At 38.8% G+C, this 18,738-nt stretch carries 18 protein-coding genes (1 of these 18 only partly in view); all 18 read right to left on the bottom strand.

Annotated elements, in window-relative coordinates:
- Window positions 1-123: 123 nt before the first annotated feature.
- Tightly spaced (at most 6 nt apart), the 18 genes in view from bsh to HHK02_RS00880 form a layout consistent with a single transcriptional unit that may run on beyond the window.
- Window positions 124-1,101, bottom strand: a complete 978-nt coding sequence (gene bsh / locus HHK02_RS00965) for a choloylglycine hydrolase (RefSeq protein WP_152699295.1) — start codon at window positions 1,099-1,101, stop codon at window positions 124-126.
- The gene (locus HHK02_RS00960; RefSeq protein WP_035159966.1) at window positions 1,102-2,334 is read right to left on the bottom strand and encodes an argininosuccinate synthase; all 1,233 of its coding nucleotides are present in this window, start codon (window positions 2,332-2,334) and stop codon (window positions 1,102-1,104) included.
- On the bottom strand, window positions 2,335-3,720 hold the full coding sequence (gene argH / locus HHK02_RS00955; protein WP_085678293.1) for an argininosuccinate lyase: 1,386 nt from the start codon (window positions 3,718-3,720) through the stop codon (window positions 2,335-2,337).
- Window positions 3,721-4,284: a biotin transporter BioY gene (locus tag HHK02_RS00950; RefSeq protein WP_085678296.1), complete on the bottom strand. Its 564-nt coding sequence runs from the start codon at window positions 4,282-4,284 to the stop codon at window positions 3,721-3,723. It lies immediately after the preceding gene.
- Window positions 4,285-5,256: a biotin--[acetyl-CoA-carboxylase] ligase gene (locus HHK02_RS00945; RefSeq protein WP_181462591.1), complete on the bottom strand. Its 972-nt coding sequence runs from the start codon at window positions 5,254-5,256 to the stop codon at window positions 4,285-4,287.
- Window positions 5,257-6,270, bottom strand: coding sequence for a PhoH family protein (locus HHK02_RS00940; protein WP_085678302.1), 1,014 nt, complete (start codon window positions 6,268-6,270; stop codon window positions 5,257-5,259).
- Entirely contained in the window at window positions 6,271-6,750 is a 480-nt protein-coding gene (gene ybeY / locus HHK02_RS00935; protein ID WP_181462590.1) for an rRNA maturation RNase YbeY, read from the bottom strand.
- Window positions 6,751-7,146: a diacylglycerol kinase family protein gene (locus HHK02_RS00930; RefSeq protein ID WP_003671074.1), complete on the bottom strand. Its 396-nt coding sequence runs from the start codon at window positions 7,144-7,146 to the stop codon at window positions 6,751-6,753.
- Window positions 7,147-8,052 (bottom strand): GTPase Era, encoded by a 906-nt coding sequence (gene era, locus HHK02_RS00925; protein WP_019253440.1) that lies wholly within the window; start codon window positions 8,050-8,052, stop codon window positions 7,147-7,149.
- Window positions 8,053-8,838: a DNA repair protein RecO gene (recO, locus tag HHK02_RS00920; RefSeq protein WP_019253441.1), complete on the bottom strand. Its 786-nt coding sequence runs from the start codon at window positions 8,836-8,838 to the stop codon at window positions 8,053-8,055.
- Complete coding sequence (glyQ, locus tag HHK02_RS00915; RefSeq protein WP_003665860.1) at window positions 8,839-9,825, bottom strand: glycine--tRNA ligase subunit alpha; 987 nt, start codon at window positions 9,823-9,825, stop codon at window positions 8,839-8,841. It lies immediately after the preceding gene.
- A complete protein-coding gene (gene glyS / locus HHK02_RS00910; protein ID WP_181462589.1) occupies window positions 9,826-11,901 on the bottom strand; it encodes a glycine--tRNA ligase subunit beta in 2,076 nt (691 codons plus the stop codon). It abuts the gene before it with no gap.
- Entirely contained in the window at window positions 11,902-13,767 is a 1,866-nt protein-coding gene (dnaG, locus tag HHK02_RS00905) for a DNA primase (RefSeq protein ID WP_085719937.1), read from the bottom strand.
- Window positions 13,768-14,910, bottom strand: a complete 1,143-nt coding sequence (rpoD, locus tag HHK02_RS00900; protein WP_003671067.1) for an RNA polymerase sigma factor RpoD — start codon at window positions 14,908-14,910, stop codon at window positions 13,768-13,770.
- Window positions 14,911-16,095: an aminotransferase class I/II-fold pyridoxal phosphate-dependent enzyme gene (locus tag HHK02_RS00895; protein ID WP_003671065.1), complete on the bottom strand. Its 1,185-nt coding sequence runs from the start codon at window positions 16,093-16,095 to the stop codon at window positions 14,911-14,913. It abuts the gene before it with no gap.
- Window positions 16,096-16,833, bottom strand: a complete 738-nt coding sequence (gene istB / locus HHK02_RS00890) for an IS21-like element helper ATPase IstB (RefSeq protein ID WP_181462588.1) — start codon at window positions 16,831-16,833, stop codon at window positions 16,096-16,098.
- Window positions 16,834-18,057 carry an IS21 family transposase gene (gene istA, locus HHK02_RS00885; protein WP_181462888.1) on the bottom strand — a complete coding sequence of 408 codons (1,224 nt, stop codon included), beginning with the start codon at window positions 18,055-18,057 and terminating at the stop codon, window positions 16,834-16,836.
- Window positions 18,058-18,063: 6 nt separating this feature from the next.
- Window positions 18,064-18,738: the 3' portion of a tRNA (adenine(22)-N(1))-methyltransferase gene (locus tag HHK02_RS00880; RefSeq protein ID WP_181462587.1), read on the bottom strand. It continues 33 nt past the right edge of the window; only the last 675 of its 708 coding nucleotides appear in the window; its start codon lies beyond the right edge, outside the window; the stop codon is at window positions 18,064-18,066.

Here is an 18,738-nt window from a genome sequence, read left to right as displayed (position 1 = left end):
CTGGGAGCCCCCGCAAGCAACAATAGGCCTCTAACGATCGGTTTTGCCGGACGTTAGAGGCCATTGTTGTACTGCGTATTTGCTTTTTATGAAAGTAACTTAACTTATGTCACAGTCCCTTTTTTAATTTTGTTGGTTAATAATTTGTTTATTTTGAACTGGATAGGTAATTAATTCTGATGCTTCAAGGTCTTCCTTATGCATATCAACTGCATTAATTTGACTGTTTTCGTAAGTCTTGTAGTAAAAAATACCCTTCTTTAGGTTTGAACCATCAGAGTAGATCGTATATTCAAAAGTATCCGGTGCTACTTCATCCAATCCCTTTTGTTGTTCGACAGATTGAAGAATGTGGAAATAGTTGGTAATATTCTCAACTTCAGAATTACCAACTGGGGCATGCATCTTAGTGAATGTAGCCTTAACAAAACGACTTTCAGAATCCATTCCTCCCGGGAGAAAATGGGTCCCTAAGCCCCGGCTATAAACTGGTAAGTCGACATTAGGTGCAAATACGTTAGCCGGATTAGCAGGTGCAACACTACGATAGTTACTAAGATTTAATAATTGACGAGGAAACTCCGGATTATTTGTCAAAACACCAACTGGGTTATCATAAACATTCAATCCTTTTGCGGTGGATTCAACAGTCACAGAAGCCCCCGTTTTATCAGCAATAATCCAGTGCAGCGGTGCAGCTTGGAGTTTATCAGAAAAATTGATATTAGCAATGTTTGCATTTGAAAGTAACTTCTTCGCTTCAGCAACCGAGGAAGCAGCCGCAAGAATATAAGGAACTAGTTCAAATGATGCAATATTATCTTTTCCTTCTTGGACTGGGAAATAATGAGCTGGACCATCAAAATTAAGGCCTGCCATTCCAACACCCTTCTCATTTACCCCATCAAAATATAATGGATAATCATCACGAACAATCGACATTCCAATAATTGCATAATGGTGTTCAAGGTTTGGCATTTTCCGAAATTCTAAAGTCTTATTACGTGGGGTAATCACTACTTCTTGACCAAGGTTGACTTCCAAATCAAGGTTACGGCCAAAGTAATAATCACCTGCTGTATAAATTACTGATGTGCACATTTAATAGGCATCGCTTGTATTCTCCTTTACTTTCTTTTTATTTTTGTTTTGTACTTGAGCATAGACCTTATCTGGTAATTCCCAAAGTTTAATAAAGCCAGTGGCAGCTTCTTGGTCAAATTCATCAGCGGAAGTGTAAGTTGCCAAGTTCTTATCATAAAGTGAATTTGGTGATTTCCGACCTTCACAGATTACATTTCCCTTAAATAATTTAACCCTTACCACTCCATTAACAACTGCTTGTGATTCATCAATAAAAGCAACTAAAGATTTCATTAATGGTGAATACCAAAGCCCATTATAAATAATTTCACTCATTTTTTGTTCAATTAGGGGTTTAAAGTGCGCTACTTCCCGTTCTTGGGTCAGGTCTTCCAAGTCTTTATGGGCTGCCAATAAAACAGTTGCAGCTGGGCATTCATAAATTTCCCGTGACTTAATACCAACAAGCCGGTTTTCAACGTGATCAATCCGACCAATCCCATGACTACCAGCTAATTTGTCCAGTTTCATAATTAACTGGTCAAGCGGCATTTCTTCACCATCAATTGCTGTAGGAACCCCTTCACTAAAGGTAATTTCAATTGTGGTTGGGGTATCAGGGGCTTCTTCAATTGAAACCGTCCGATCATATGCATCAGCAGGTGCCGCAGCCCATGGATCTTCAAGAATTCCACATTCATTTGCCCGGCCCCATAAGTTCTCATCAATGGAATAAGGACTAGCCTTTGTGATTGGAACAGGAATGCCATTATCCTTAGCGTATTGAATTTCTTCTTCCCGTGACCAGTGCCAATCCCGAATTGGATCTTCAATCTTCATATCTGGTGCTAAAGCATGAATACCTGCTTCAAACCGAACCTGATCATTTCCCTTTCCAGTACAACCATGGGCAATAGCAGTCGCACCGTATTGATTAGCAACTGCAACTAGTTTTTGAACGATTAATGGACGAGAAAGTGCTGAAACTAATGGGTACTTTTGCTCATACATTGCATGGGCTTGAAGGGCTGGTAATACAAATTGTTCAGCAAAGTCCCGCTTGGCATCAATCACTACTGACTTCCACGCACCAACTTGAAGACCCTTTTCCTTAATCGCTTCAAGGTCTTTTCCTTCACCCACATCAATACAACATGCAATTACGTCATACCCCTTATTTTTGAGCCAGGCAATTGCAACTGAAGTATCTAAACCACCAGAATAAGCTAAAACAATTTTTTCTTTTGACATTTAATTACCTTCTAAAATTTTCTTAGCATCTCTAATTTGTTGACGAACTTGATCAAAACCAGTTCCACCATAAGAATTCCGCCGTTCAACTGCTACTTTAGGTTGTAAGCAGGTATAAACATCTTCTTCAATTTTGGGCGAAATCTTTTTATATTCGTCTAATGGAATATCAACAAGATTTGTCCCTGTCTTAAGTCCCTTCAGTACTAGCTCACCGACAATCTCATGCGCTTCCCTAAACGGAATTCCTTTAGTAGCGAGATAATCTGCTAATTCAGTGGCATTAGAAAAGTCATGATGAGTTGCATGCTCCATGGCTTCTTTCTTTACTTGAAGGGTGGCAATCATCCCGGTCATGATCTTGATGCTTGGGAGAATCGTCTTTACCGCGTCGAATAATCCTTCTTTATCTTCTTGCATATCCTTGTTATAAGCAAGCGGAAGTCCCTTCATTGTCGTTAATAGGCCGAAAAGATCACCATAAACTCGCCCAACTTTACCACGAATCAATTCTGCCATATCAGGGTTCTTCTTTTGGGGCATAATCGAACTACCAGTAGAATATGAATCTGCCAATTCTAAATAGCCAAATTCATAACTACACCAATAAATCAGTTCTTCACATAATCGTGACAAGTGCATCATCAAAATACTTGCGTTACTTAAAAATTCAAGGGCAAAATCCCGATCAGAAACGGCGTCCAGTGAATTATGGTATGGTTCAGCAAAACCTAAATACTTTGCACTTAATTGTCGATCAATTGGGAAAGTGGTCCCAGCTAAAGCAGCCGCTCCTAGTGGTGATAAATCCGTGTGCTGCTGGTTAAATTCAAAACGTTCAACATCTCGCTGAAACATTTGGAAATAAGCCATGAGATAGTGCCCATACGAAATTGGCTGAGCATGTTGCATATGAGTGTACCCTGGCATAATCGTTTCAACATTTTCTGCTGCTTTATCTACTAATTCTGCCTGTAAGTTTTTCAATTCATTAATGATAATGGGCAACCGCTTCTTTACATATAAATGAAGGTCAGTTGCAACTTGATCATTTCTGCTCCGCCCAGTATGAAGCTTACCAGCAACGGGGCCAATTTCTTCTGTCAGCAATGCCTCAATATTCATATGAATGTCTTCATTGTCAATCGAAAATGGGAGTCCTTCACTAGTTAATCGTTCACGTAATTTCTTAAGTCCAGCAATAATCTTATCAGCATCATCTGCTGATAAAATTTGTGTTTCTTTCAGCATTTTTACATGGGCTAATGAGCCTTCAATGTCTTCTTGAGCCATTTCTTGATCAAAACTGATTGACGCATTAAATTGGTTAACTAGTTGGTCACCGGCTTCTTCAAACCGTCCACCCCACATTCTCTTAATAGGCATTTAACAAAAAGCCTTAATGTGTCGTAAACGGCGAGTAATTGAGACGGCAATAAGCGCTTTGATTGTATCGCCAAAAACAAATAAAACATTGGAAGCCAAGGCAGAAATAAGCGTGGTATGTAATTGATTAGCTAACCAGATTGCGCCGACTCCTTCCACAAAGATTACACCCCATAGCCAAACAATTAGAAATTCAGTTATCCCCTGTGTCATCCCATAATGCCAACTTAATTTTAGACTAAAACCAATCAACAATGGGACAAATAACCAAGCAAAAATATATCCGCCAGTTGGACCTAATATTGTCACCATTCCACCGCGTCCACCAGAAAGTAGTGGTAATCCAAGCACAACTAAAAACAAGAAGAGCCATACAGCAAATGTTCCTAATCTTGGTCCAAGTAATTCTCCAGCAATTATTATTCCCATGTTTTGTAAAACAATTGGCACCGGAATAACCCCCACCGGAATTCCCGGGACTGCTCCTAAAATAACAATAATTGCAATCATCATGGCAACGACAGTCATTTCATAAATTGATAAACTTATCTTTTCCCTAATCATTTATTTTTCAAAATTAACTTTAACTACTTCCCCACTATTAAAAGTTTTCGTTTTTCCGTCTGCCAGGCGAATTGTTAACGCACCATCATTTTCGATTTTTTTAGCAGTTCCAGCAATAACCTCACCATTTACTACCAAGTCCACCTTCTGTCCTAAAATCATTGAGTCTTGGCGATATTGCTCAAGATACTGTGGATTATCATAGTCTAAATAATTATTAGCAATCGTCTCAATAAGACGGCTGACTAAAAGATTACGATCTGCTGGTGCTATTCCTGTCGCTTTATTTTTAAGGCCCAGCGGAAATTCTTTTGTAGTTATATTCAAACCAATTCCTACCACTAAGGATGCCGTTGCTCTTAATTCAAGGTCTACTACTGCCTCGGTCAAAATTCCACCGACTTTTTTATGGTTTAAATAAATATCGTTGACCCATTTGTACCGAAAGTCTTGACCAGGGAAAAATTGTTTAAGAACTTCCCCAATTAAAACTGCAAAAGTCGTTGTCATTAACCCAGCTTGTAGTGGTCTGTCGGTTGGGCTAGGCAGAATCATACTAAAGTACAAGCCAGTTGCTGCCGGAGAGTAAAAGGACCGTCCCTGTCTTCCATAGCCAGCAGTTTGATGATCAGCGATAAATACCGTTGGCGCACTAACTAGGTGGTGACTCAAAAAAGCTTTCGCGATGCTTTGAGTTGAGCTAACCTGATTTTCAACGTAAAGACGATTCTTAAAGTGATTATGAGTATAAAAATCAATAATATCAGCACTCAACCTTGAATTTCCGGTAAAACGGTATCCAAGGTTTCTACGACTTTCAATATTATTTCCGTTTTTTCGTAAACCGTTGATGGCCTTCCAAACAGATTCACGACTAATATTAAATCGCTTTGCTAAATCATTTCCAGAAATCCATGAATCTGGTGCTGAAAGTAATTGCCATAAAATTTTCTGTGCCGTCGAATGAACCATTCATTTTTCCTCTTTTGTCTCTTTATCTTTATCTTTTTCTGCTAATCGCTTTGATGTTTGGTCCTCATAAGCAGTAATAATCCGTGCTACAACCGGGTGACGAACAACATCTTCTGCACTAAATTTAACAAACTTAATTGACTTAATATTATTCAAAATTCGTTGCGCGTTTACAAGACCACTGCGAGTCCCATGTGGAAGGTCAATTTGTGAAACATCACCATTAATAACCATTTTTGAGCCAAAGCCTAAACGGGTAAGGAACATCTTCATCTGGGCATTAGTCGTATTTTGGGCTTCATCTAAAATTACAAAAGCTCCATCAAGAGTTCGTCCACGCATATAAGCAAGAGGTGCAATTTCGATAATTCCTCGATCGATTAACCGCTGTGTATGATCAGCCCCAAAAATATCATTTAAGGCATCATAAATTGGTCGTAAATAAGGATCTACTTTTTCACGAAGGTCACCAGGTAAGAATCCTAGACTTTCACCAGCTTCAACTGCTGGTCGCGTCAAGATAATCCGTTCCACTTCGCCACGCTTTAAGGATGCCACGGCCATTGCGACTGCTAGGTAAGTTTTCCCTGTTCCGGCAGGGCCAATCCCAAACGTAATATCATTATGCTTCATTGCGTTAACATACTGCCGCTGACCAAAATTTTTTACCCGAATGGCTCTTCCCCGGCGATCTTTAATAATCGTTTCACTGTAGAGGTCAGCAAAATATTCCAATGTTCCACGATGCGCCATCTTCATCGCACTAACAATATCTGTACTGTGGATGCGGATCCCTTGGTTTAGCAACGAAATAAGGGCACGAAATACATCGATCGTAAGTTTAACGTCTTCTTCTTGTCCACTTACTTTAAGATTTTCACCGAATGGTCGGATTTCAACATCCATTCCTTGTTCAATCAGGCTCACAAACTTATCCTGTGTTCCTAGTAAGCCAACTTCTATTTCTGGACTTTCAATTTGAAAAGTTTGTTCAATCGTTTTTTGTTCTCCCACTTATCGCGTGAGTCCATAACCGTCTAGTATCTCCCGTTGTAATTTAAACATTTTTTCTTCATCTGCCGGCTCTTCATGATCATATCCATTTAAGTGAAGAAAACCATGAACAGCTAAAAATCCTAACTCTCGATCAACTGAATGGCCCAAAAACTTTGCTTGTTCTGCTACCTTATCGATGGAAATAAATAAGTCACCAAGATTAACAGGGATTTCAGCGGCCATTTGGGGATCCATAATAATCGGTGTTTCATCTCCCGCTTCTTCTGCGGCAAAACTTAAAACATCAGTTGCCCGGTCAACATTACGATACTGGGCATTTAATTTTTTTATCTCTGGATTATTTACAAACGTTAAAGACATTTCTGTATTTTCTGATAAGGAAAGTTCTTTAGCAGCATACTGTAATAAGTCCTTTACCATCGCCAATTGTTCATTTGGAAGCTGTGCTGTTGTTTGATCGAAAATTTCCAAGTCCATCTATCTAATAATTGCTAATATACGGGGAATAAAAATAATTAGACCCACCAAAACCGAAAATATCGCTGAAATCAGTACGCCACCAGCAGCAACATCTTTAGCTTTTTTTACATTTAATTCATAATGGTGATCAACAATCAAATCTGTAACAGCTTCGGTAACCGTATTAAGAAATTCAGATGTAAAAACAACAAAGATTGCTAATAAAATCCATAACCATTCCATTGCTGAAATCTGCAATAAGGCCGACATAATAATGGCCAAGCAGGCAGCTAAAAGATGATACCGCATATTACGCTCTTCACGTAATACTTGGATAATTCCATCGATTGCGTGACGCATTGCTTGAATTAAGTGATGATTTTTCTCAGTTTGATGTTTATCGCGTGAGTCCATTTAATAGTCTTTATTCCGATAACCATAGTCTTTTAGCATTGCAGACTTATCACGCCAGTCAGGAACAACTTTTACCCATAGTTGAAGAAATACTTTGTCACCAAGTAATTTTTCAATATCTTGTCGGGCCATTGTCCCAATCTTTTTCAGCATTTTTCCACCTTTACCAATAATAATTCCCTTTTGGCCAGGACGTTCAACAATAATATTGGCCGAGATATGAATATGGTTTTCATCCTCACGCTTTATCGATGTTACATCAACAGCTACTGAATGCGGCACTTCTTGTCTCGTCAGCAAAAAGACCTTTTCACGGATCATTTCTGCAATCACAAAACGTTCAGGGTGGTCACTTACTTGATCGGCTGGGTAGTATTGCGGACCATTGGGAAGAATCTTAATAATATCATTGATTAAGTTATTCACATTATTTCCCTGCAAAGCCGAAATTGGTACAATTCCCTTAAATAGAAGGGTATCTTTATACTGATCAACAATTTCAGGCAGATCATTGGGATTGATTTGATCGATCTTATTAACAACTAAAAAGATTGGCTGATTAACTTTCTTTAAGCGTTCAATAATAAAGTCATCACCAGGGCCGCGCTTCTCAGTCGCACTAACAACAAATAAGACAGCATCCACTTCATCTAATGCTGACATTGCTGATTTTTCCATGAAATCACCTAATTTAGTAGATGGTTTATGAATTCCTGGCGTATCAATAAAAATAATCTGTGCTTCTGGGCTTGTATAAATTCCTTGAATCTTATTACGCGTTGTCTGTGCAACATTACTCATAATTGCTACCTTTTGCCCGACAACATAATTCAATAAAGTTGATTTTCCAACGTTTGGGCGCCCAATAATTGCCACAAAGCCAGACTTATAATTTGGATTATCCATTCAATCGTTCATTGATAACTTTCCGATATTTTGTTCCCACTTATTCATTTGTCTAATGAACCGTTTTGCCTTCAAGTTTAGTCCAACCTCGTTATCATAAAGAGTATCCAAGACTTGTTGGAGACGTCGTTTAGTAGCTGGATTAATCCGAATAGAATTCAATTTCTGCAAGTTAATTGTGGCAAACTGTTGGAGATAATAAACAGTTTTACGGTCAAGGTGAAGACGATGTTCATCAAGTGACCAGTGATTCTGACAAAGCATCCCTCCATATTGTTCAGAGAAGTCTAAAGCCAGATCATTGCGGCCACAAACAACACACCGATCCCAAATTGGTGCTACACCAAAAGCAACTAACAGCTGTGTTTCAATAATATTTGTAATTATTTGCTCATCTAATCCTTTTTCGATTAAGTCTAAGGCTGCAGCAACTTGATTAAACCAGCCACCAATGCTTCGACCGTCATTAAAAGCACTGTCAACTAATGCCAAAATATACGTAACATATGCATTTTTGCTAATGTCACTTGCAATATTCTTGTATTGGCTAGTATCACTTGCTGTATTAATAAAACTTAAGCCATTTTCATCAAGTGAGCCAATGTATGTACCATGGGTGAATGGCAGGATATCAGCAGTCATCCGAAAGCCACGTTTTTTAGCATTTTTTACAAAAAACATTGCCGGCCCAATCTTATCAGTGAGCATTTTTACTAATAGGTCGCGTTCACGATAATCCTGTCGGTACATAATGATCCCAGTAAATTGTGTGGTTACGCGTGCCATTTACTTTTCCCCCTTTTGTGCTTTCTTAGCTGCTTGCTTTGCGGCCCGTTCCTTTGCCTTTTCCGCTTTTTTTGTATATTCTTCAACTGTTTTTTGGCGAACTGCTTCGTCATGAATCAGTGGGAAGCCACGTTTACGCCGCTCTTCAACAAAGGCTTTTGCAATTGATTTTGCCATAATTCGAATACGGTGAAGATAACCAGCACGTTCGGTAACTGAAACAGCACCACGCGCGTCTAACAAGTTAAAGGTATGACTACACTTTAAAACATAATCATAAGCTGGGTGAACCAATCCAAGCTTAATTAAACGTTTAGCTTCTTTTTCGTAATCATTAAAGTCTTGCAGAAGCATATCTTGGTTACTTTCTTCAAACGCATACTTAGAATGTTCATATTCAGGTTCTTGGAAGATATCACCATACAGAACACCATCCGCCCACTCTAAGTCATAAACTGAGTCAACATTTTGAATATATTCAGCCAACCGTTCAAGTCCATAAGTAACTTCGGCGGCCACTGGGCTCATTGGCAACTCTCCAACGACTTGGAAGTAAGTAAATTGAGTAACTTCCATTCCATCAAGCCAAACTTCCCAACCAACACCGGCACAGCCCATTGAAGGGTTTTCCCAGTTATCTTCAACAAACCGGATATCATGCTCTAAAGGATCAATCCCTAACTTTTTCAAACTTCCTAAGTATAATTCTTGAATATTATCAGGAGAAGGCTTCATTAATACCTGGAATTGGTGGTGTTGGTAAAGCCGGTTTGGGTTTTCACCATAACGACCATCAGCTGGCCGCCGTGAAGGTTCAACATAAGCCACATTCCATGGTTCAGGACCAATTGCCCGCAAGAAAGTGTAAGGACTCATTGTCCCCGCACCCTTTTCGTTATCATAAGCCTGCATTAACATACAGCCTTGATCTGCCCAATATTGTTCCAATGTAAAGATAATATCTTGCACGGTTAATTTTTTCGTCATTTATTTTACAATCAAGTTATCCAAGTTACCAATTAATGATGCTTGATTAGCCAAAATACTTAATTGGGCCAAACGATTATTACGAATATCTTCATTCTTATCCATAATCATATTTTCATCAAAATATTCACTAATTATTGGTGTTAAAGTCCGTAAGGCTGCAAAGTTTTCACTTACTGTCTGTTGATTTTCCTTAATCAATTCTGAAACAGCAGTATGCATCTTAGCCTCAGATGGGTTCTCAAATAAATTAGGATCTACTACAAGCTCACTAACTGGACGTTTATCCTTCTTTGCAATCCGTAATACCCGGGTAAGAGCTTCAATATCTTCTTTAAAGTTATCATCATCCTTATGATCATCAATAGTTTGAATAGCTTCAAGGATATTAGCAATATCATTTTGATGAGTATCGGTAGCTGCATCAATGATATCGTGACGAACCTTTTGACCATGGAATAATTGCTTAATCCGGTCCAAGAAGAACGAACGGACTTCATCACTATTTTTATTCAAATCAAAAGAAACATTGATTTCAGCGTTTTCAAAGGCAGGGGCAATTTCTGATTGAATACTTAATAATGGAAGGTTCCAACCACGATCGGCGATGATCCGGACAATTCCAAATGCCTGCCGACGTAAAGCATAAGGGTCATTTGAACCGCTTGGAATCATATCAACTGCAAAGAAGCTCATGATACTGTCAAGTTTATCGGCAATTGCTAAGACCGCGCCAATCTTAGTTTGTGGCAATTCTCCTTCTGCAGAGATTGGCATGTAGTGTTCACGAATAGCTGTGGCAACATCATCTTTTTCACCGAATAGCTTAGCATAAATTTCACCCATAATTCCTTGCAACTCTGCGAATTCACCCACCATTTGCGTAGTAAGGTCAAATTTATAAATATGTGCTGCTCGATCAAGGTCTGCTAGTTCTTCATCTGAAAGATTTAGTTGCTTACCAAGAACATTCGCAATCACTGCGACCCGCTGCATTTTGTCATACATTGAACTAATCTTATCATGGAAGCTAACTTTCTTAAGTCGTTCCACATATTCATCAATTGTCAACTTCTGATCTTCTTGATAGAAGAATTGAGCATCTTCAAGACGAGGAACAAGAACCCGTTCATTTCCTTTAATAACATTATCAAGGTAGTCTGTGTTACCGTTGCGAACAGAAATAAAGTGCGATAAGAGGTTACCATCTTTATCCCGTACACAGAAGAATCGTTGGTTATCCTTCATGGAAGTAATTAGGACCGGGTCAGGTAATGCTAAGTACTTCTCATCAAAAGATCCAGCAAAGGCAGTTGGCCATTCAACTAGGTTATTAACTTCTTCTAGTAAGTCCTCATCCCAATCAACTTGCCAGTTGTTCTCATTAATAATCTTAGTAATTTGATCCTTAATTAAATTCTTTCGCTTTGTTTGATCAGCAATAACGAAATCATTATTTAAGGTTTCCTCATAATCATCAGCCTTAGCAATTTCAACTGGATGGCCTAAGAACCGGTGGCCTTGTGTTTCTCGACCAGCTTCAACGTCCAAAATATTAAATGGAACGACTTCATCATTTAATAATGAAACTAGCCACCGAATCGGACGAATAAATTGTAAGTTATTGTAGCCCCACTTCATCAAGGTTGGGAAATTCATCGAAGTAATAACTGTTGGTAATCCTTGAAGAACTTCAGCAACAGTTTTTCCAGCAATATGCTTTTCAACAAAAACATATTCAACGCCTTTTACTTCTTTGAATTCAATATCTTCAACAGAGGCACCTTGTCCCCGGGTAAAACCAATTGCAGCTTTGGTCCAATTACCATCAGCATCTTGCGCAATCTTTTTTGCAGGGCCCTTAACTGATTCATCAATATCAGGTTGCTTATCACTTAAGCCATGGATTAGTAATGCCATCCGTCGTGGAGTAGCGAATTCTTGAATATCATCAAAAGTAATCCGTTGTTCTTTAAGGTACTTTTCTACTCGTTCGTGTAACTGTTTAATACTTGGTGTTACAACGTGAGCAGGCATTTCTTCAACACCGACTTCTAATAAGTATGTATTTGCCATTTAATTAGTCTCCTCCGTTTTTAAGCGTTGCTGCTGCTTTAATAATTTTACCAGTTCAATCGTTAATTGCGTAGCTAATTCTGTATTATGCAATGAATTAGCTTCTTTTAACTGGGCTTGCTTATCTGCAATTTGCGCAGCTAACGGTGTTTGTTCTACGATCATATGGATACAATCATCAATTGCTCGCATATCAACTTCTTGGTCAACATTTAAATTCTCAATTTGCCCAAGAGTACCTTGTAAACTACTTTCATCTAAATAATCAAGAAAGTCAGCAGTTGAATACGAGCCATTTTCAGAAAAATAACTTGCTGCTAATAAATACAAAGTTTGATATTTCTCATGTGCAAAATGAAAATTGTGATCTGCTGTCACATGCATCCATACTTCACGATCATATAGCATGTACCTTAATAAGATCTGTTCCGCTAATTCAGTCCTACTAAGTTTAATTTTTTGCTGTTCTTCTTCACTAGTTTGTTGAAACTGTTGATGACGAGCTAGTGAAGGCTGTTGCTTAATCCATGGCTGATTATGAATTCCTAGTTGTTGTCGCAATTGATCTAACTGCGTTTTTAAGGTTTGTCGATCTAACTTGAACTCACCTGCCAACCGTTGCAAGTACATATCTTCTTCTAAGGGAGCTTGAACCTGAGCAATTACCTTCAGCGCTTGGTTAAGATATTGCATTAGTTCATTCTGATTATCTAAATTTTTCCCGTTTCTTAAAAAGCGCAGGTAAAATTCTGTTGTTGTTTCTTCCTTATTCGTAAGATAGGCATTGAATTGCTGTGGTCCATACTTTTGAACATATTCATCTGGATCGATCCCAGCCGGCAATTGGACAACCTTTACCTGCAACTGATTAGGTCGATGATCATTAACGAGGCTAATTGCACGGTCAATTGCATTTTGTCCCGGTTGATCTCCATCGTAGCAAATGTCTAATTGCCTAGTTGCTCGACCAATAATCGCTACTTGCTCTTCGGTAAAACTAGTTCCCATTGAAGCGATTCCATTTTCGATCCCTGCAGCAAAGGCCGAGATTACATCCATAAATCCCTCAAATAAGTATAATCGACCATCTTTACGTGCCGCTTTTCGTGCAACATCAAAATTAAATAATGTTCGCCGTTTATTGAAAATCGGTGTCTCAGGACTATTTAAATATTTGGGTAAATTTGTTTTACTGGTATCAATTAATCGCCCAGAAAAAGCAATTACCTGCCCTTGACCATTTTTTATTGGATACATTATCCGTTCAATAAACCGGTCTCGCAACTCTCCTTGTTGATCTTCACTAAAAAGTCCACTTTTTCTTAGCAATTGGTAATCAACCTTTTGCTGTTGGAAGAAAGGCTTCAATATTCGCTGATCAGGAGCATAGCCTAAACCAAATTGTTCAATCAGCTCCTCACTCATTCCCCGTTTTTTTAAATAATTAAGTGCAACTTGCCCAGCCGGTGTATTTACCAATATATGGTGATAAAGTTTAGCCGCTTTATCATGAAGATCAAACAGCTGTCGATTCTCGTTATTTAATGGTTTAGCCGGAACGCTAACATATTGTTCAGGAATCTTGATATTACTATCGTTAGCGATCTCCTTAACTGCATCGACAAAATCGATATGCTTTAACTCCATCAAAAATTGAAATACATTTCCGCTCCGGTGACATCCAAAACAATAGAAAAATTGTTTTTCCTCATTCACCGAAAAAGAGGGGGTCTTTTCATCATGAAAGGGACATAACCCAATTAGATTTTTTCCAGCCTGATGCAGTTGGACATAGCGCCCAATTACATCACCAATATCAACTGAATTTCGTATTTCATCAATTACATTACGCGGTATCTTTGCCATTTATTCTAAGAAATCTTTTAATTGCTTAGAACGTGATGGGTGACGTAATTTCCGAAGCGCCTTAGCTTCAATCTGACGAATCCGTTCCCGCGTTACCCCGAAGACTTTTCCGACTTCTTCAAGGGTCCGTGTCCGACCATCATCTAAACCAAAACGAAGCCGCAGAACATTTTCTTCACGATCGGTTAACGTATCCAGCACATTTTCAAGTTGCTTCTTCATCATTTCATAAGCAGCATGGTCAGCTGGACTTGTTGCATCTTGATCTTCAATAAAGTCCCCTAAATGAGAATCATCCTCTTCACCAATAGGCGTTTCAAGTGAAACTGGTTCTTGGGCAATTTTAAGAATATTCCGTACTTTTTCAGTTGGCATATCCATTTCTGCACCAATTTCTTCGGGTAACGGCTCACGTCCTAAATCTTGAAGTAATTGCCGTTGAATCCGGATCAATTTATTAATAGTTTCAACCATATGAACCGGAATCCGAATTGTCCGTGCTTGGTCAGCAATTGCCCGTGTAATAGCCTGACGAATCCACCAGGTAGCATAAGTAGAGAACTTAAATCCTCGCCGGTAATCGAATTTTTCAACGGCTTTCATAAGTCCCATGTTACCTTCCTGGATTAAGTCAAGAAACTGCATTCCACGGCCAACATAACGCTTTGCAATTGAAACAACTAACCGTAAGTTAGCCTCAGCTAATTCTTGTTTAGCTACTTCATCACCTTTTTCAATCCGTAAAGCAAGCTGAACTTCTTCATCAGCCGTCAAAAGATTTACACGACCAATTTCCTTCAAATACATCCGCACAGGATCATTAATTTTAACTCCAGTTGGAGCTGATGTATCCTTCATAGCAGATTGTGAGAATTTTTCAGTAGCCTTTAAAGCACGAGGATCTGGATCCCCATTTTCATCGACAACACTAATTCCGGCATCTTCAATATTTTGAAGTAAATTGTCAATCCCATCAGCGTTCAATTCAAATGGTTTAGCAATTTTAGTAGTTAATTCATCGTACTCAATCTGCTTTTGCTTCTTGTAATTACGAATTAACTTACCAACTGCGGTGTCATATTCTTGTTGGTCAAAATTGGCGCTGTTAGAAATAACAATGTCTTTTTTTTTGCTTTTTGCCATTTACGCAAGATGGTCTAAAAATTCACCAATTCGTTTAATAGCTTCTGTTAGGTTTTCATCAGAGGAGGCATATGACAGACGAACATAACCATCGCCACCCTTACCAAATGCACTACCTGGTGTTACTCCAACCTTTGCTTCTTTAGCAAGCTGCTTTGCAAAGGCAACATCGTCAGTTCCAAATTGAGCTGGAATCTTAGCAAAAAGGTAAAATGCCCCTTCAGGAGTTAACATTTCAAAGCCTAATTTCTTAAGACCGGCAACAAGTAAATCGCGACGATGCTGGTAAATCTTTCGAAATTCTAATGGATCATTTAAACCATTTGTCAGTGCTTCAGCCGCTGCAACTTGAACGTTATTAGTTACGGTTGTGACTAAGAAGGCATGCATCTTTGAAATATTAGCCATGATCTTAGCCGGAGCTGCAACATATCCTAAACGGTAACCAGTCATTGCGTGAGATTTTGAGAGTCCAGAGATAAAAATTGTCCGCTCTGGAATCATAGTAGCAATTGAATAGTGCTCTACCCCATAGACTAGTTCGCTATAGATTTCATCAGCAATCGCATATAAATGATGCTTCTTAATTACTTCAGCTAATCCTGCTAGAACTTCTTGAGGATATTCACGACCAGTTGGGTTACTTGGGTAGTTAAGGATAACAGCTTTGACGCCTTTTCCCTCTTCTTCAAGAACTTCTTCAAGCTTTTCTGGAGTTAGAACAAAATTATCTGCTGAAGTATCAACCTGAACAACTGTTGCTCCTGTCATTTCAATTAATGGGAAATATAGAGAGAAAATCGGGGTCGGAACCACAACTTTGTCTCCAGTATTAAGGATTGCAAATAAGGTTGCATCGAGGGCTTCGGTTGCTCCCACAGTCGCAATTATTTCCGTTTGCGGATCATAGTGCACATCACGAGTATTCTGAATATAATCACTGATTGCTTCAAGTAATTCTGGCTTTCCCATTTGAGGAGCATAGTGAGAATCATCTTCCTCAATACTTCTAATGGCTGCTTGCTTAACGTGTTCAGGAGTTGCCATGTCTGGTTCTCCTAATGTTAATTTAATAATTCCTGGGATCTTTGAAACTTCTTTATTGAATTCACGGATACCTGATGGCTGTAACGCATCTAACTTGTGACTAACAGTTCCATATAAATCAGCAGATAATTCTGGCATTTAGGGATTGACCGATGCTAAACGGTATGACTTTCCCTTGATCTTAATTACATGTGAGTGATAGACAAGGCGGTCTAAAATTGCTTCTGCAGTCGCCGTGCTATGAAGGACGGTTCCCCAACTTGATAATGGTACATTGGTCGTTATGATCGTTGATTTACGTTCATAGCGGCCATTTATTAGTTGAAACAATAGTTTCGCTTCATCCGCCGTTATTGGTAAATAGCCTAATTCATCAATGATTAACAGGTCATATCTTTCATATCGGCGCATTACGCGCTCTAAATGTTGCTTTTCTTGCGCCGCCTTCAATCTAAGGATTAATTCATGGCAATTAATAAATAGTGTTCGTACACCTTGCCGGCATGCTTCGATGCCAAGACCAATTACCAGATGCGTTTTACCTACGCCAGGGCTGCCAATAAAGATAATATTCTCTTGATTATCCAGAAATGACATGGTCGCAAACTCAGCGATTTGCTGCTGGTTAATCGAAGGTTGAAATTGATAATCAAACTCATTTAGTCGTTTAATAATCGGAAATCTAGCACGTTTGATTCTTCTCTTTAGGCTTTCTTGTTGCTGATAGGCAATCTCCTTATCGGTTAATTCTAATAGTGCTTCACTAAAGCTGATTTGGCTGTCATTGACTTGTTGCCGATAATCCGTAATTGATGCAGCCATATGATGTAAATTTAACTTCGTTAAATTATCAATTAGTTTTTGATACTGATTCATTTATTCCCCAATCTGATCATAAATACTGAGGTTGTTAAGCATATACTGATTAATTTCTTCATCCGTTTTATCTTCCATCAAATCACTTTTTAGAATGGCATGTTTATCGTGCGGATCGTAATTAAACTGCTTGTTAGTTAAATCATGTTTCTGAATTTCAACGCCTTGATAGAAAATATGAATAGCTTTACCATCAGTAGTTGGTTTAATTTCAACCTCTTTTCCGATATAATTAGGGGAAACAGAGTATTGATGGTTTTGAAATCTAATCATTGAATCTCGCGATACTTTTCTAGTTTGGACGCTGTCGAAGTACCTTGTGAGATCGTAATTGAGAGACCGGAAATGCTCTTTTTCTTTTGCCCATAATTCAACTGGCTTCTGATTATTACTTTGTGACTTCTCATGGTTAAGTCGTTTAGCTAATCGATTAACGATATCATTCAAGTTATTGATGGTACTGAATTCTCCATCGTAAGGCTTTAATCGTCCCATTGTTCTTGCCAAGGCCTCAACACAACCTTTGGTTTGTGGTCTAAATGGACGACAAGCGATTGGCTGGAATCCCGCATCATGACTAAATGATAGGAACCGTTCGTTAAATCGATGATGATGAAAGTCACTCAATTTATGGTCAACGACAGTTGACATATTATCAAACCAAATTTCTTTAGGAATACCACCAGTAGCCTTAAAGGCTTCAAATAAGCATTTGAATAGAGTATCCTGCTTCTGATCTAGAGTTAGTCTTAAGAACTTAAATTTTGAATAAGGTAGGACATATAAGAAAATACTGAAAGTATGTGGGACGCCATTCTGGTCAGTCATGGTAACTTGTTCTTTCCAATCAACTTGAGCACTTAAGCCAATCGTATGCTCAACTCTAATCGTAGCTTTCTTAGTTTGTGTTTTGCGAAACCGACGACAGTATTCTTTAACGATTGTGTATTTACCGGTAAAGCCTTTTTCAACGATAAAGTCATAAATTGATCTGGCAGAACAGCCTGCCGTGTACTTATCCTCAATGATATCTTGATATCCGTCTAGCTTACTACGACGGCTTCGCCGCTTCCTAACGACTGCTGTTTCACCACTCTGAGCTCTTAAATAGGCCGCCTTTACGGTTCGTGGATCAACACCATATTGCCGTGCAATGGCAGAATAATTTGGTTTTATCTTTTCTAACACAAAATATCTCATCCTTTCGTAAACGTCTTTTCGCATACTCATTTACCGGTTGTCATCGGCGATCGCTTCCTTTACTTGTGATAAAAACTCGTTTATCTCATTAATCTTTTTTACTGGTGGCTGTTGAGCCTTTTGCATCTGATCAATAACATGGGCTTCACGTTGAAGATATTCTTGCCATTTTTTCCTAAAAGCAGGTCCTTTGTTTTCCAATAAAAATGGTCCAAAATCAAGCTCATACTTACTGTATCTAAATGGGACAACTGATGGCTCAGCAACGATAATCTCATAAATATGATTGTCTTCTTCAATTATTTTTTCGTTCATTATTTGGTAATAATTATTCATTAACCATTCACGCAACTGACTTTCCCCTACATTCGGTTGAAGGACAAGTCGCTTAATTCCTGTTAACTGATTCTTGTCTTTCTCTAAAATCGAAGCAATCAAACTCCCGCCCATTCCGGCAATCGTAATTGTATCGACTTTATCTGCTGGTTCAATCGCTGCTAAACCGTCTGCCAAACGTGGGATAACCCGGCCTTCTAATCGGTGGTCTTTTATTTCACGAACGGCATTTTCATAAGGACCCTTTACTACTTCTCCAGCAATTGCAAAATCAATTTTACCATCTAACACTAATGCGGCTGGTAAATATGCATGGTCAGAACCAATATCAGCCACCCGCGCACCTGCTGGAACAAGGGAAGCAACACA

The organism is Limosilactobacillus reuteri, assembly GCF_013694365.1.
In the GTDB taxonomy this organism is placed as follows: domain Bacteria; phylum Bacillota; class Bacilli; order Lactobacillales; family Lactobacillaceae; genus Limosilactobacillus; species Limosilactobacillus reuteri_E.
The sequence above is the reverse complement of the archived record's forward strand: the minus strand, read 5'-3'. Positions and strand labels throughout refer to the sequence as shown.